The organism is Mycobacterium sp. IDUB_17 (assembly GCF_055419465.1).
In genome coordinates, this window is record NZ_JBVAXS010000001.1 from 284,095 (window position 1) to 298,719 (window position 14,625).

At 67.9% G+C, this 14,625-nt stretch carries 17 protein-coding genes; 11 read left to right on the forward strand and 6 right to left on the reverse strand.

The window, feature by feature from the left end:
• The first annotated feature begins 1 nt into the window (after nt 1).
• The 6 genes from ACZYZ7_RS01410 to ACZYZ7_RS01435 all read left to right on the forward strand — a co-directional run bounded on the left by ACZYZ7_RS01410 (nt 2) and on the right by ACZYZ7_RS01435 (nt 6,393).
• Entirely contained in the window at nt 2-970 is a 969-nt protein-coding gene (locus ACZYZ7_RS01410; RefSeq protein WP_450068829.1) for a zinc-binding dehydrogenase, read from the forward strand.
• Nucleotides 967-1,779 (forward strand): HpcH/HpaI aldolase family protein, encoded by an 813-nt coding sequence (locus tag ACZYZ7_RS01415; protein ID WP_450068830.1) that lies wholly within the window; start codon nt 967-969, stop codon nt 1,777-1,779. Before ACZYZ7_RS01410 ends, ACZYZ7_RS01415 begins: the two co-directional genes overlap by 4 nt.
• Before the next feature lie 11 nt (nt 1,780-1,790).
• A complete protein-coding gene (locus tag ACZYZ7_RS01420; RefSeq protein WP_450068831.1) occupies nt 1,791-2,522 on the forward strand; it encodes an SDR family NAD(P)-dependent oxidoreductase in 732 nt (243 codons plus the stop codon).
• Nucleotides 2,504-4,036 carry a flavin-containing monooxygenase gene (locus ACZYZ7_RS01425; RefSeq protein ID WP_450068832.1) on the forward strand — a complete coding sequence of 511 codons (1,533 nt, stop codon included), beginning with the start codon at nt 2,504-2,506 and terminating at the stop codon, nt 4,034-4,036. The genes ACZYZ7_RS01420 and ACZYZ7_RS01425 overlap by 19 nt, the downstream gene beginning before the upstream one ends.
• A 3-nt stretch (nt 4,037-4,039) precedes the next feature.
• Nucleotides 4,040-4,963: an alpha/beta hydrolase gene (locus ACZYZ7_RS01430; RefSeq protein ID WP_450068833.1), complete on the forward strand. Its 924-nt coding sequence runs from the start codon at nt 4,040-4,042 to the stop codon at nt 4,961-4,963.
• A gap of 191 nt (nt 4,964-5,154) precedes the next feature.
• Complete coding sequence (locus tag ACZYZ7_RS01435; protein ID WP_450068834.1) at nt 5,155-6,393, forward strand: MinD/ParA family ATP-binding protein; 1,239 nt, start codon at nt 5,155-5,157, stop codon at nt 6,391-6,393.
• On the opposite strand, the gene ACZYZ7_RS01440 is transcribed toward ACZYZ7_RS01435, so the two are convergent.
• Together ACZYZ7_RS01440 and ACZYZ7_RS01445 are read right to left on the reverse strand one after the other, a co-directional pair.
• Nucleotides 6,385-6,864, reverse strand: coding sequence for an SRPBCC family protein (locus ACZYZ7_RS01440; protein WP_450068835.1), 480 nt, complete (start codon nt 6,862-6,864; stop codon nt 6,385-6,387). The genes ACZYZ7_RS01435 and ACZYZ7_RS01440 overlap by 9 nt on opposite strands.
• A 28-nt stretch (nt 6,865-6,892) precedes the next feature.
• Nucleotides 6,893-7,600, reverse strand: coding sequence for a DUF427 domain-containing protein (locus tag ACZYZ7_RS01445; RefSeq protein WP_463740066.1), 708 nt, complete (start codon nt 7,598-7,600; stop codon nt 6,893-6,895).
• A gap of 209 nt (nt 7,601-7,809) precedes the next feature.
• Here ACZYZ7_RS01445 and ACZYZ7_RS01450 point away from each other — a divergent pair, with 209 nt between their 5' ends.
• Together ACZYZ7_RS01450 and ACZYZ7_RS01455 are read left to right on the forward strand one after the other, a co-directional pair.
• Nucleotides 7,810-8,403, forward strand: a complete 594-nt coding sequence (locus ACZYZ7_RS01450) for a hypothetical protein (RefSeq protein ID WP_450068837.1) — start codon at nt 7,810-7,812, stop codon at nt 8,401-8,403.
• The gene (locus ACZYZ7_RS01455) at nt 8,403-9,269 is read left to right on the forward strand and encodes an acyl-CoA thioesterase (RefSeq protein ID WP_450068838.1); all 867 of its coding nucleotides are present in this window, start codon (nt 8,403-8,405) and stop codon (nt 9,267-9,269) included. The genes ACZYZ7_RS01450 and ACZYZ7_RS01455 overlap by 1 nt, the downstream gene beginning before the upstream one ends.
• 22 nt (nt 9,270-9,291) lie before the next feature.
• Here ACZYZ7_RS01455 and ACZYZ7_RS01460 read toward each other — a convergent pair whose 3' ends face one another.
• Nucleotides 9,292-9,546, reverse strand: a complete 255-nt coding sequence (locus ACZYZ7_RS01460) for a DUF2631 domain-containing protein (protein ID WP_135453695.1) — start codon at nt 9,544-9,546, stop codon at nt 9,292-9,294.
• An 87-nt stretch (nt 9,547-9,633) separates the two neighbouring features.
• Nucleotides 9,634-10,968, reverse strand: coding sequence for a cryptochrome/photolyase family protein (locus ACZYZ7_RS01465; RefSeq protein WP_450068839.1), 1,335 nt, complete (start codon nt 10,966-10,968; stop codon nt 9,634-9,636).
• Between the two features lie 48 nt (nt 10,969-11,016).
• Between ACZYZ7_RS01465 and ACZYZ7_RS01470 the strand changes: the two genes are divergently transcribed.
• The 3 genes from ACZYZ7_RS01470 to ACZYZ7_RS01480 are packed head-to-tail and all read left to right on the forward strand — an operon-like array spanning nt 11,017 to nt 13,244.
• Entirely contained in the window at nt 11,017-11,886 is an 870-nt protein-coding gene (locus tag ACZYZ7_RS01470; protein ID WP_450068840.1) for a TIGR03619 family F420-dependent LLM class oxidoreductase, read from the forward strand.
• 53 nt (nt 11,887-11,939) lie between these two features.
• A complete protein-coding gene (locus ACZYZ7_RS01475) occupies nt 11,940-12,416 on the forward strand; it encodes a histidine kinase (RefSeq protein ID WP_450068841.1) in 477 nt (158 codons plus the stop codon).
• A 21-nt stretch (nt 12,417-12,437) separates the two neighbouring features.
• On the forward strand, nt 12,438-13,244 hold the full coding sequence (locus ACZYZ7_RS01480) for a DUF4097 family beta strand repeat-containing protein (protein ID WP_135453699.1): 807 nt from the start codon (nt 12,438-12,440) through the stop codon (nt 13,242-13,244).
• Here ACZYZ7_RS01480 and ACZYZ7_RS01485 read toward each other — a convergent pair.
• On the reverse strand, nt 13,241-13,693 hold the full coding sequence (locus ACZYZ7_RS01485; protein WP_135453700.1) for a nitroreductase family deazaflavin-dependent oxidoreductase: 453 nt from the start codon (nt 13,691-13,693) through the stop codon (nt 13,241-13,243). The two genes, ACZYZ7_RS01480 and ACZYZ7_RS01485, sit on opposite strands and share 4 nt — an antisense overlap.
• Before the next feature lie 12 nt (nt 13,694-13,705).
• Nucleotides 13,706-14,548 carry an NmrA family NAD(P)-binding protein gene (locus ACZYZ7_RS01490; protein WP_450068842.1) on the reverse strand — a complete coding sequence of 281 codons (843 nt, stop codon included), beginning with the start codon at nt 14,546-14,548 and terminating at the stop codon, nt 13,706-13,708.
• Between the last annotated feature and the right edge of the window lie 77 nt (nt 14,549-14,625).

Genomic DNA, 14,625 nt, shown 5'->3' on the forward strand with positions numbered 1-14,625 from the left:
CGTGTGGTCGTATCGGCTCGTCGCTCCCTATGTGTTTGAGCGGAAAGATATTTCAGAACCATCGCCGGAATCGTTGACCGACGGCCAAGTGCTGCTCGACTTCCTGGCCGCCGGGATCTGCGGCAGCGACCTGCCCGGATTCCGTGGCACCCAAGGCAAGCTGCCGGGGGACACCGGATGCTGCGCGGCGGAGATGAACGGCTTCCCGATCCACGAGATCGTCGGCGAGGTACTGGCCAGCCGCCATCCTGACCACCGCCCGGGGGAGCGCGTGGTGGGTTGGGCGTCGGGTTTCGACGGTCTGATGGGCCGCGTGATCGCCGACGGAGCCGGGCTGGTCTCCTACGACCCGGCACTGACCCCGGAACTGGCCGTCGGCCTGCAGCCGCTGGCATGCGTCCTGTACGCCGTCGAGCAACTACCGGATCTGCAAGGCCGCCACGTCGCCGTTATCGGACAGGGCTCGATCGGCTTGCTGTTCTCCTATGTGGCAAAGGCTTTCGGTGCCGCACGGGTCACCGGGGTGGACCCCGTGGACCGTTGCGCGGTGAGCGCCCACTTCGGGGTCGACGACGCGATCCGGGCCACGAGTGACCGTTGGGTCAGGCACCTGGGGCCGGACGGCAAGCCCGACATCGTCATCGAGGCCGTCGGGCATCAGGTCGCCACGCTCAACCACGCACTGGATGCCGCCGCGTTCGGGGGCACGGTGTTCTACTTCGGGGTGCCCGACGACGACAGCTATCCGATCAGCATGCGCACCATGTTGCGTAACAACCTCACCCTGAAATCCGGTGTCACACTCGACCGTCAGCGTGTGCTGCGCCGGGCCGACGACTTCGCCCGGGAGCATCCCGACCTGTTGCCCCGCTACGTGACCCACACTTTCGGCTCGGACGATGTGCAGGCGGCGTTCGAACTGGCCTGCCGTCCGGTGCCCGAGCGCGTCAAGATTGCGATCACCCGATGAACCCCAGTCGATTGCAGGACGCGCTGGCGGCCAACGCCCAGGTCTGGGGTGGCTGGGTCGTGGGGCCGACGATCCTCGGTCCCGAGGAGTTCGCGGCGGCGGGCTACCACTATGTCGGATTCGACGTCCAGCATGGGTATCTCGATGACGCGGACGTAGCCCTGCTGTTGCGACGGCTCGAGCATGTGCCGATCGCCACGGCGGTGCGGTTGCCCTCGGCCGACCCCGCACCGATCGGCCGGGTGCTCGACGCGGGCGCCGACGCGGTGATCATCGCGATGGTGGAATCCGCCGACCAGGCCGCCGCTGCAGTCGCGGCCACCCGATACGCCCCCGCCGGGGTGCGCAGCTTCGGGCCGCTACGGGCGAGCCTCGGACACGACACCGTCGAGCTCGAGGCCCGGGTGAGTGTATTCGCGATGATCGAGACCGCGCGGGGCCTGGCCGCCGCCGAGGAGATCTGCGCGGTACCCGGCCTCACCGGGATCTACGTCGGCCCGGCGGACCTGGCCATCTCGATGGGATACCAACTCTCCGACGCCTGGACGCACCCCGAGGTGCGAGCGGCGATGGTCACCGTGCAGACCGCCGCCCGCGCGTCCGGACTGGTCGCCGGAATCCATGCCGGGGCAGGAAAACTCGGAAAAGCGATGGCCGACTTCGGTTTCCAGATGATCACCTTGGCCTCGGAATCCCAGGCGTTACGCCGCGGTGCCGCCGAGCACCTCAACGAAGCAGCAGGAAACGCCGGTGGTCCGTCCGCATCCGGGCAGGCCGCGACCGGCGCCGAACGAGGAGGCTACAACTGAACGCAGGAGCAGTGCCGAGCAGCGATCGGGTCGCGCTGGTGACCGGCGCCGCGCGTGGCCAGGGCGCGGCCATCGTGCGCCGGCTGGTGGCCGACGGCTACCGGGTGACAGCAGCTGATCTGCTGATCGACGAACTGGCCGCCAGCACAGCCGAATTCGGTGACCAGGTGCTGGCCGTCCAGCTGGACGTGACCTCGGCCGAGCAATGGCAGGCCGCGGTGCGGGCCACCGTCGAGCGGTTCGGCGGGCTCAACGCGCTGGTCAACAACGCCGGTGTGCTGCACCGCGCCTCGATCGCCGAGGAAACGCCGGCCGGATTCGAAGGATCCTGGCGGGTCAACTGCCTGGGCCCCTTCCTCGGATTGCAGGCAGCCCTCGAGCCCCTCCGGCAGGCCGAAGGCGCTGCCGTGGTGAACACCTGCAGCACCGGCGCCGTCCGGCCGTTCCCGTACCACGCGGCCTACGGGTCGTCGAAGTGGGCGCTGCGCGGCCTCACCCAGCTGGCCGCCGCCGAACTGGGCCGCGACGGTATCCGGGTCAACGCGGTGTTCCCCGGGCCTGTCGAGACACCGATGCTCGACGAGTCGACTCAGGCCCGGCTGGTCGACCGGGCCACCCTCGGGCGGTTGGGTAAGCCGACCGAAATCGCCGACGCCGTGGCATTTCTGTTGTCCGGCCAGGCGACCTTCATCACCGGCTCCGAGCTCCTCGTCGACGGCGGCCAATGTCTGCAGATCGGATAGTGCGCATGTCGAGCTCACCCTCGGTGGGGATCATCGGTGCCGGCCCGGGCGGGCTGGCGCTCGGAATCTTCCTGAAAAAGGCGGGTTTTGACGATTTCACGATCTTCGACCGCGAAGACGGGATCGGTGGCACCTGGCGGATCAACACCTATCCGGGCCTGGCCTGCGACGTGAAGTCACACCTGTACTCCTACTCCTTCGATCTCAACGCCGGCTGGAGCCGGCTGTGGGCCGGGCAGCCGGAGATCCTGGAGTACTTCGAGCGGTGCGCCGAGCGCTACCGCCTGGGCTCGCACCTGCAGCTGAACACCGAGATCATCGCGGCGCGGTGGGATTCCGACGCCAACAACTGGGTGTTGACCACCGCGGCCGGGGCGCAGCGCCGCTTCGACATCGTGGTCTCGGCGATCGGCCTGTTCACCCAACCGTTGCAACCAGATCTGGTGGCCGAGGAACCGTTCACCGGCACCCTCATGCACACCGCGGAGTGGGACCACAGCGTCGACCTCGACGGGGCGCGGGTAGCCGTACTCGGCACCGGATCGACTGCCTCCCAGGTGGTTCCGGAGATGGCGAAGGTCGCCGAGAAGGTGTACTCGGTCCAGCGCTCGGCGACCTGGGTGCTGCCGAAACCCGACCGGCCGTACACCGACCGGGAGCGCTGGCTGTTCGCCCATGTGCCGTTCGCGAAGAAGATCTACCGGACCCGGCTGTGGCTGCGCAGCGAGTCCAACATCGCCGTCATCGAGAACGGCAGCGACAAGACGCAGGAATTCAAGGCACTCGCGCTCAACCTCCTCGAATCAACCGTGGCCGACGAGGAATTGCGGGCCCGGCTCACCCCGGACCATCCGCTGGGCTGCAAGCGCCTGGTGTTCTCGCCGGATTTCATCGCGACCCTGACCCGGCCCAACGTCGAGGTGGTGTCCAGCCCGGCCCGTGCGTTGCGGGCCCGGTCGCTGGTCACCGAGGACGGTCGGGAAATCGACGTCGATGTGGTGGTGTGCGCCACCGGGTATGCGGCCGCCGACTATCTGGGGCAGATCGAGGTGACCGGCGAAAACGGGGTGTCGCTGCACGACACCTGGAGTGACGGGGCATTCGCCTACCTGGGGATGGCGGTGCCCGGTTTCCCCAACTTCTTCATGCTGTACGGGCCCAACACCAATGTCGGCTCCAACAGCGTCATCTTCATCCTGGAGGCGCAGGCCCGCTACGTGGTGCGGGCACTGAAACACCTTCGGCGCAAACGCAAGTCCTATGTGGCGGTGCGTCCCAGCGCCATGGCCGCGTTTCTCGCCGACATCGACCGGTGGATGCAGGGCACGGTGTGGCTGACCCGGTGCAGCAGCTATTTCCGGGCGCCCAGCGGCCGGGTGGTCACCCAATGGCCACGCAGCGCCCGCGCATTCTGGTCGATGACCCGCCGGTTCCGGTCCGCCGACTACACTTTCGAACCGCACACCAACTACCCGGCCCCGGTCTCCGCGGCCGCCGATCGGACGGACGGCTGAGCCATGCCCTGGCTGGAGCGCCTCGACCCCGCGTTGCACGGATTTGCCGAGGCGCGCACCGATCTGACCACGGACCAGTTGGGCGTGGTGCGTTCCTCACTGGATCAGCGGCGCCGTGACGCTGCGCAGGTCCTGGACACGCCGGGCGTGGAGATCGTCGGCGCCGGCGTCGCGCTCGGACGTCGCACCATCCCGGTGCGGATCTATCGCGGCGGACCCTCGCCGTCGCCCGCGGTGGTGTACTGCCATTCGGGTGCCTTCGTCCTGGGCAACCTCGACACCGACCAGATCCAGTGTGTGGAGTTGGCCCGGCGAGCCCGGTGCACCGTGATCTCGATGGATTATCGATTGGCACCGGAGTATCCGTATCCGGCCGCCTTCGATGACGCGATGGTGGTGCTCAACTGGGCGGCCACGCTGGCCGCTGAGCTCGACATCGACGCGGGCCGCATCGCGGTTGCCGGCAACAGCGCGGGTGGCGCTCTGGCCGCGCTGCTGGCACAGCACTCCGCAGCCGGTTCCGCGCCACCGATCGTGTTCCAGTCGCTGCACCAGCCGGTGCTCGACGACCGGCCCACCCGGTCGAAGGAGGAGTTCGCCGACACACCGGGCTTCGACGGTCCGGCGACCATCGCGATGTGGCGGCACTATGTGGGCGGCCGGGACGTGCCGGAGGCGGCGGTGCCGGCCCGCGGCGCCACACTGACCGGTGTGGCGCCGGCGCTGATCACCTGTTCGGAGCTCGATCCGCTTCGCGACGAAGCGCTCGACTATGCGCGTCGGCTGTTGGCCGCGGGCGTTGCCACGGAACTGCATCTGTTTCCCGGGACGTGCCACGGCTTCGATTCGCTGCTTCCGGAGTGGGAGGTCAGCCAACAACTGTTCGCGTTACAGGGCGCGGCGCTGCGCCGTGCGCTGCACGGTTGAGCTGGTAGCTGGGGCACCCCGGCGGGCGCTCGGCAGTGGTTGTGATCGACGTTGTGGGCAATAATGCAGGTCTGTTGCAAGTGAAAACTCGCGCGGACAATTCGGTGCGGCCGGTGCGCCGACGGCCTCGGCGGTGCACCCGAGGGTCAACCTGGTCGCGTCGGGAGCGAGTGAGCGATTGAGAGGTAAACATGTCGGCCGACGACGACCGGCTCATGTACTCCGGCGATGCCAAGCATGCCCGGGACCCGCTGGCGTACGGCGGGCTTGACGCGCTGCTGGGCGGACCGGTCGCGGCGCTGCCGAGCGGGCGGTCCCGGCACGGCGACACCAGGGTATCGACGCCACCGATCGTTCTGACCTCGAATTTCGCCGCCCCCCGCGAGGCGGAGATCACCGCCAAGCTGCCCGTGGTTCCGGGCCGTCCGATCAGCGGGTCGTCCTCGGCCGGCAGCTGGATCCTGGAGCAACCGATCCCGCCGGCCGCACCCGGCGAGCCGCGCGCCATCGACAACCTCTCCCGCGTCGGTGTCCGCTCCTCGGTCAAGATGCAGCCACGACGCGGCTGGCGGCGGGCGGTCTATGCCACCACCCGCCTCAACCTCGGGCTGTCCCGCGACGAACTCTACGAACTGGATCTGTACGCGAGGGTGCGCCGCACGGCCCGCGAATCCCACCAGATCGGTGTCTTCGGCCTCAAGGGCGGCGTCGGCAAGACCGCCGTCACCGTCGCGCTCGGATCGGTGCTCAGCGCCGTGCGCGGTGACCGCATCCTCGCCGTCGACGCCGATCCGGCCGGCGGCAACCTGGCCGACCGGGTGGGACGGCAGTCCGCGGCGACGGTGAGCGACCTCCTGGCCGCCAAGGACCTGTCGCGCTACAACGATGTCCGAGCCTTCACCAGCATGAACGAGTCCAAGCTTGAGGTGCTGTCCAGCGATGAGTACAGCGGCGCGAGCCGCGCGTTCAACGATGCCGATTGGAATGCCGCGACCGCCACGGTCTCCAAGCACTACAACCTGATCCTGGCCGATTGCGCGGCGGACATGTTCGCCTCGGCGGGCCGTGGCGTCCTGGCGACGGTTTCCGGTGCCGTCATCGTGGCCAGTGCCTCGATCGACGGTGCCCGGCAAGCTGCCGTGACCATGGACTGGCTGCGGCACAACGGCTACCAGGACCTGCTGAACCGCTCCTGCGTGGTGGTCAACCACGTCGGGCCGCGGAAACCCAATGTGAACACCGGCGACCTGGTGCACCAGTTCCAGAAGCATGTGGCCCCGGGCCGGGTGTTCGTGTTGCCGTGGGACAAGCACATCGCCGCGGGCACCGAGATCCATTTCGACCTGCTGCGCCCGGCGTTCCGGCGCCGCACGCTCGAGTTGGCGGCGGCGCTGTCCGACGATTTCGAGGGCGGCGCGGCGCTAGCTTGAACTGAGCGCCAGTTCCCGACCCACCGCGGCGTGATACCTGTCGATGTTGGCCGGATTGACCACACGGAACAGCGCGTCCGGTAGCGGGGCGTCCTTGTATGCCTCGATGGTCATCGTGCGGCTGAACAGCGTGATGTCGTTGCCCGGGCGGGTGAACTGATACTGCACGGTGATGCGGCCTTCCATGCCGCCGTTTCCTTCACGGTCATGGCCGAGCCGGCCCACCGAATTGAACACCCACATGCGCGGTCGCATGGCGATCGCCAGGTGCCAGGTGTAGATCTGTGCGCCGTCGGGTCCGGCCTCGGTCCAGGTATCGCCAACCTGCAGCGGTAGCCGCTCCGGTAGTCCGCCGATGTGCGCGCTGCCCGGATACGTCTTCACCCAGTTCGCCGGATTGGTGACGAAGTCGTAGACCTCCTCGGCGGATTGGGTGAAGGCCGTCTCGGAGGTGGTGGTCACGATGCCCAATGGTGTTCGCTTTCCTCGGTTTTGCAGGTCAGAGTTCGCAACCGCACGTGGCCGACGCCCCGGACGAAGGGAGTTCGGCGAGCACGTCCACGCGCGTCGCGTCGAAGCTGAGGAACCCCTGGATCGGCAGGGATTCCGGTGGGGTGTCGGGGTAGCTCCACGCCACATCGGCGATGACGGTGTCGCCCACGGCCACCGACCAGTAGGTGGCCGTGCCCTTGTAGTTGCAGTACGACGTGGTCGTGCTGGGCCGCAGCAGGTCGGTGCGGACCCGGGCGGGATCCACATAGAGGCGCGGCTCCAGGGCTGTCTCGAAGACGATCACCGTCTCGTCGGTGTCGACGAGGACGGCGTCGGCGGCCGTCACCCGCAGACCGCGGCGGGTCGGCCGGCAGTCGATCCGGTGGTAGGGGTTGGGTGGGTAGTGCACCAGCTTGCGGCCCTCTTCGAACCACGCGTCGACGGCATCCCAGGGCACTGCGACGTACCCCGGTGCTTCGGCTATCGGCTCGTGCGGAAGATCGCCGACCTCATCGCTGCGGAACGCATAGCTGAGCGGTTGTCCGGCGCGGTGCACCATCAGGGCGTGTTCCGTGTCGAGCAGGACGGTGTCGCCGCGGAAGGCCTGGATGCGGCGCGGATGGGGCTCGATGTAGACCGTGCCTTCTGTCAGCGGGGGCGTGAACCAACCGGCCGGTTGTGTACTCAACGGACCCCGCCCTGCGACGAGACTCATTGCAGCACCTCCAATTTGGCTGATGGGCTGGGACCCGGGCGCGTCAGTGGGACGCATCGGTGCGATCGTTCGGCCGATGGTTGCGTCCAGATAGAAGCTTTACAGATTCTCTTGAGAATGTCACGCTGTTGGATGAGGCGGGCCACACCGCAACACCCCCGTCGAGAGTGTCGGCCGATCAGCCCTTTGGACCCGGATTGGATGCCCCTATGTCCCCACAGTCAGGAATGTCCGCGCAGTTGTCGGAGGAGCGCGGCGACGGCAATATGCTCGCGGTCCCGTTCGCCCGGCCGCGGGTGCGTCCCGAGAAGGCCCTGCGGTACGAGCTGAACGTGGTGGCTGCCGATGTCGCCGAAGCTGTGTCGGGCATCGGTGGATGGTTGTTCGACCGGGCGATGGCGGGCTGGCGGGTCAGTGTCGCCGCCGGCGAGGCCGGAGATGAGCGTGCGTTGCGCATCCTCGGGCTGAAAGCCGTTGACCTGAACGGGCTGTGGCGATCAGGGGCGGCGGACTCGGTCGCGATGACGGCGATCGGCACGTCGCGCCTCGAATCCGGTGACCACGGCCTCGCCTCGCGGAGTCCCGTTGGCGACGTGGTCTACTTCGGGCCGCACGCTCCGGTCGGCCTTGGCGTGCAGGTTCAGCGGATTCAGTACCGGCCGAGCGCGGCCGCCCTGGCGTTCAAGGCCCATGCGTTGGCCCTGGCCGGGGGAGACCCGGGGTCGGTGGGAAGCGGGGAGACTCTGTTCCGGTGTGGGCGATCGGCGGGCCTATTCGAGGCCGACCTGGTTCCGGTGTGTTGATGCCGGCGCAGGCATCAGTCGCCGGCCTGCTCGAGGTGTTCGACGTGACGCCCGCCGGTCCGGATCGATTCGTCGGCGTGACCGGGCCGACCGGAACCGACGGCAGGCGGGTGGCCAAGGGGGCGCAAGCGCTGGGCCAGGCCATTGTCGCGACGGCTAAACGGTTCCCGGACAAGATGATCCGATCAGCCCATGCGGTCTTCACCCGGCCGGTCGAGATCGACTCCACGGTCGAACTGGCGGTCACTGTGATGCACTCGGGCCGCTCGACGGCGACGGCGGTGGTCGCCGTCGAACAGGATTCGCGGCTGTGCGCGACAGTGACGGTGTTGGCCGATGTGCCCACGGCCGATGTGATCCGCCACCATGCCCTGCGGCCCGACGTCGAGACGCCGGACGACGCCCACCCGGCGGGGCAGGCCATGCTCGGCCACGAGCTGCGCCTGGTGGACGTGGTCGATGTCAACAGTCCCGACGAGGTGGGGCCACCCGAACTCTATGCCTGGTTGCGCTATGACCCGGTCCCCGAACGGGACGATCTGGCCAAGGCACTGCTGGCGTATTTCACCGGGCAACTCGGCATCTCGACCACGATGCGGCCCCATCCTGGGGTCGGCACAGCGCAGGCGCACGCGACGGTGTCGACAGCATTGATGTCGACTTCGGTCAGCTTCCACGAACCCGTGGAGTGGGATGGCTGGCTGCTCTACAGCCACGAGAGCACCGCAGCCGGACAGGGGATGTCGTATGTTCGCGGTCAGGTACACACCGAGGACGGCGAGCTGTTGGCTTCGTTCGCCCAGGAGGGGCTGATCCGCCCGATGCGACCGGTGGATACCTCGATCGACGTGCCGGCTCGGTTGTAGAGCCGGCATGCGCGATGTGCGGCTAGCGAATCCAGCCGCGGCGACGCAGCCAGATGTTGCGGCCCACCGCAAGCAGGAGGAACGCCGCGAAGGAGATCAGGAACCAGTCCTCGACGTGGCCCACGTGATTGCCGATCATCATGACCAGCAGGAAGAGCGCGGACAGGATGCCGCCGAGGTGGATCACCTTGATGTTCAGATCCGACCAGCCCCACGCTGCCGAGGGCACTTCCTCGACGTCGACGCCGTTGCTGCGCTCCACCTCGGTGCTGACCACTTTTGCTCCTCCGGATCGAACTGCCTTCTGGCTTGGCTTGCGGACATTCTGGCATACGACGCTGTGTCGTATGCCGGCCGTGGGGGGTCAACCCAGGCTTCGGTACCTCCGCAGCGCCTCCAGTCGCTCCTCGGCGTGATCGGCGATCGGTTCCGGATACGACGTCGGCCGGTCGGTCCCCAGTTTGTGCACGTTGATGACGCCGGCCAACTCCGGGACCCAGCGTCGGATGTAGTCGCCGTCTGGGTCGAACTTCGCGCCCTGCAGGTCCGGATTGAAAACGCGGAAGTACGGCGCGGCGTCGGTGCCGCAGCCGGCTGCCCACTGCCATCCGTGTTGGTTGTTGGCCAGATCGCCGTCGATCAGCTGGTCGAGAAACCAGCGCGCACCCCATTGCCAGGGCAGATGCAGGTCCTTGACCAGGAACGAAGCCACGATCATGCGCACCCGGTTGTGCATGAACCCGGTGGCGGCCAGTTGGCGCATTCCGGCGTCGACGATCGGGAATCCGGTCCGGCCGTCCTTCCATGCCTCGAATACCCGCATGGCCGCCTCATCGTCATCCAGTTCGATCGCGTCGAAGTCGTGGTTCCAGTTCTGCCACGCGCTGTCGGGCCAGTGATAGAGCACCGCCGCATAGAAATCTCGGAACGCCAGCTCGCGGAGGTAGGAATCATCGCCGGAGCCGAGGTCAACCGCCATCGTCCGAGGGTGGATGGTGCCGAACTTGAGGTGGGCCGACATCCGACTGGTGGTGTCGAGATCCGGGCGGTCGCGCCGGGCCGGGTAGTCGGTGAGTCCTTGATCCACGAATTCCCGCCACTGCGACCTCGCTGCGCGCTCACCCGCGTTGAACATCGAAGCCTCTGTCGCAGAAGGAATTTCGATGCGATCGCAGGTGCCTGCGGGTGTGTCGGCGGGGTCGATCCAGCGCGCCGAATCGGGTCCGGTATCCGCAGGAGCACGCCAGCCATGCCGGCGCCAGGCGCGGAAGAACGGCGTGAACACCCGGTACGGCGCGCCGTCCGGTTTGGTTATCCGGCCGGGCGACACCAGGTAACCCGATCCCGTTGCGCACAGGGCGGTCTCGCCGAGCGCCGCCTGGACCGTGTCGTCGCGGCGCCGCCCGAAGGGCGCGTAGTCCTGCGAGATGTGCACCGAGGTAGCGCTGATGGCCCGGGCCAGCGCCGGAATCCGCTGCTCGGGTCGGCCGCGGGTCACCAGCAGATTTCCCTCGAGGTTGTCGGACAGCTCGCGCAACGCCCGATAGAGATATGCCAGGCGACGCGGACCCGAGGATGCCTCCAATCGCGGATCGAGCACATAGCAGGCCAGTACCTCGCCGTCGGTTTGTGCTGCCTCCAGCAGGGCGGGATGGTCGAAGCAGCGCAGGTCTCGCCGAAACCACAGGAGCGTGGGCATGTGTCCATGCTGCCTATGAACACACCGGAAAACACGGAGGGTTGGTAGATGCAGTTCTGGAGCGGTACGGCATTCATGGATGTCGCCGACGCGCTGACGGTGGCGCCGTTGCTCGACGAGGCCGGCTTCCACGGCATGGTGTGCTCGGACCACATGATCTACCCGCGCGAACTGTCCTCGCCCTACCCGGATTCCCCGACCGGTAAGCCCCCGTGGGCACCCGAGACCAGCTGGCCGGACTCCTGGGTACTGATCGGGGCGATGGCGGCGCTCACGCGTCGGCTGCGTTTCTCCAATGCCGTCTACGTGGCGCCGGCGAGACCGCTGCTCGAGGTTGCCAAGCAGGTGGCGACGGCCGCGGTGATCTCGGGTGGACGGGTGGCCCTCGGTGTCGGCGTCGGCTGGATGCGGGAGGAATTCGAGCTCATGGGCCAGGATTTCGACACCCGCGGTAAGCGGCTCGACGAGATGATCCCGGCACTGCGCGAGATCTGGCGTGGCGGTTGGGTCTCGTACGAGGGGCGCTACTACTCGGTTCCCGAGCTGATGATCGAACCTCACCCGCCTGAGCCGGTGCCGATCCTGTGTGGTGGTGAATCCGAGGCGGCGCTGCGGCGCGCGGCCCGATCCTGTGACGGCTGGATCGGCTACGCCTACACCCTCGAACAGGCGACTTCCTACGCCACCCGGCTGGCCGAACTGCGCCGTGAATACGGGCGGCAACACGAGCCGTTCGACATCATCCTGGCCCTCCTCGATCCGCCCTCGCCGGATCTGTACAGGCGGGCCGAGGACCTCGGCATCACCGCGGTGATGTGCGCGCCCTGGCTGACAGCGCCCAACGGTGCCACCGGCGCCGACCGGTTCCGCGGTCCCATCGAGCGCTTCGCGGAGACCTTCATCGCGAAGCTGAAGTAACTCCGCGCGGGCTGACGCTTGCGGTGACATCAAAATGATGTCACCATGACATCATGGACTTGCAGCCGTATGTCGAGACCGTCCGGCACGAGTTCGGCGTCGCCGCGGCGGCGGGAGGCGCCGAGGCGGAGGCGTTGGCACAGCGGCTGACCGCGCCGCTGGAATCGGCGTTGCGGCTCACGCTGCTGGAAGCGCTGTCGGAGGCGGCCGAGCAGATCACGCGTGAACTCGCGCCCGGATCCGTGCACGTCCGGCTCAACGGCCGTGACCCCGAGTTCACTGTCGAGCCCGCCGAGGCCGACGTTCCCGCGCCGGCACCGGTGGTGGACGTCCCCGACGATGACGGCGGCGGCACCTGGCGGGTGTCGTTGCGACTCCCGGAGAGCCTGCGCGCCGGGGTGGAGGGCGCCGCCCGCCGCGACGGTGTGTCGGTGAACGCCTGGCTCGTACGTTCCGCTGCGGCGGCCCTCGGTGGGGCCGGACGTCCGAGCCGTGGCAGCGACAAGAACTTCAGCGGCTGGGTCCGCTGAATCTGACCGAAGGAGAATCCGATGACCACGTTCCACACAGCCGAACCCATCACGGCCGTCGTCGAAGTCGTTGCCGGTGCGGTGCACCTGGCAGCCACCGACCGTGACGACACCGTCGTCGACATCGCGCCGCGGGATCCCGAGCGCGCCTCCGATGTGCGCGCGGCCGAACAGGCCCGCGTCGATTTTCACAACGGCACCCTCGTGGTGACCGCAGGCAGAAAGGTCCTGTCATTGGGACGCGGGGGAGCGGTCCGCGTCGACATCGCCCTGCCGACAGGCTCTCGACTGAACCTGTCCTCCGCGTCGGCCGACATCGACGCGGACGGCGTCTACTCGGACTGCCGCTGTGCCTCTGCCAGTGGTGCGGTACGGGTGGCGACCATTACCGGGAACATCAAGGCGGACAGCGCATCCGGCGATATCTCGATTGGCGATGTCGCGGGCAACGCTCAGATCGCCACGGCGTCCGGTGATGCGTCGATCGATCGCATCGACGGAGACGTCAAGTTCCAGGCGGCCAGCGGCAGCCTGGCGGTCGGGACGTTGCGTGGGCACCTCAAGCATCAGGCCGCGTCGGGTTCTGTCACCGTCGGGGTCGGGATCAGCGGTGCCCTGAGCGCCCAGACCGGTAGCGGTGAGGTCGAAGTCGGCATTCCGGAGGGCACCGCGGCGCGGCTCGAGCTCAAGACCCACTCGGGCACCGTCGACAACGGTTTGCAGGCCTCCGAGGGGCCAGCCGACGGCGACGAGACGTTCATGGTGCACGCCCGCACCGGCTCGGGAGACATCTCGATCCGCCGCGCCGTCACATCGGCCGCCTCCTAGGCGGGATCGAACCGGAACACCGTCAGGCGTCCGGCCAGCTTCTCGAATTCCTCTGGTGTGCCATCGATGACGAGGCCGCTGCGTTTGGCGAAGCCGACACCGACCGGCACCTTGACCGCGAACGCGCGCAGCACCGGACGCGACTGGTCCGGCGTGAGTTCGACGATTCGCACCGGCCGGGACCGCCGGCCCCGGGTCAGTGTCCCGGTTCCGGCGGCCCGGGCATTGGCCGCCCAGTCCGAGCCGGGATAGCCCGCCACGGTGTACAGGCCGCCGTCGTGGTCGAACGGCGTCATCGGAGTGCTGCGGAGCTTGCCGGTCTTGCGCCCCGGGACGGTCAGCACCATCGCCGGCCCGGTGGGGAGTCCGAGGCGCTGCACCGCCATCATCACCTTGTTCATCGGCTTGAGCCAGCGTGGTGGCTGCGGCTCGGTCCTCTGCTCTGACATGTCTTGTCCTCCTCAACTATTGGTAAACAACCCGCGATGTTCATCGACCCAGTCGCCGAATGCCGTGGCGGGTCGTCCGAGAATCTTGTCGACCTCATGGGTGACCAGTGCCGGCCGCTCGACGGTGTCGGCCAGCAGGCCCATGTACGCGTCGGCGAACGCGGCCGGAAAGCCCAGCCCGACGAACCGCTGCCGCACCACGTCGGTGGGCACCTCGCGGTAGTGCAGCGGCCGCCGCAGCACCCGCCCGATGGTGTTCACCAGTTCGGTGTTGGTCAGCGCCTGCGGTCCCGTCAGCGGGATGCGCTGTCCCACAAGGTCGTCGGTCAGGAGCGCCACCGCGGCCACGGCGGAGATGTCGGCGTCGACGATCACCGCTGTGGATGCACCGGCGTACGGGCCGCTCACCACATCGCCGGACCGGATCTGTGCCGACCACATGCCCGCGAAATTCGAGGCGAACACCGTGGGGCGCAGGCTGACCCACTCCAGGCCGGAGGCCACGGCCAGCTGTTCGACTTCGCGGTTGCGGTCCCCGCGCACGCGCGACGGCTGCCGGGAGTCGTCGTCGTCGGCGTTGATCGCCGACAACGCGACCAGACGTTTCACGCCTGCGGCCCGGGCCAGCTCGACTGTCGGCGCCAATTCCTGTCCCAGCGCACGGGAGTTGAGGAATACCGCCGAGGCGCCCGCCACGCCGTCGGCGGCGGATCGGAACAGTTCGACACCGGGCGGAAACCCGGCGGTTTCGGGACTGCGGGTGACGGCGCGCACCTGTGCACCGGCACGGACGAGTTCGCTGACAAGCGGGCGGCCGACATTGCCGGTTGCGCCCGTGACGAGAATTGTGTTCATGCGATCAAGGACGGAGCAGCCGTCCGAAAAGTTACAGCGAAAGAGAGATCGGAAATCCTGTAACTTTCCGGCTCCCG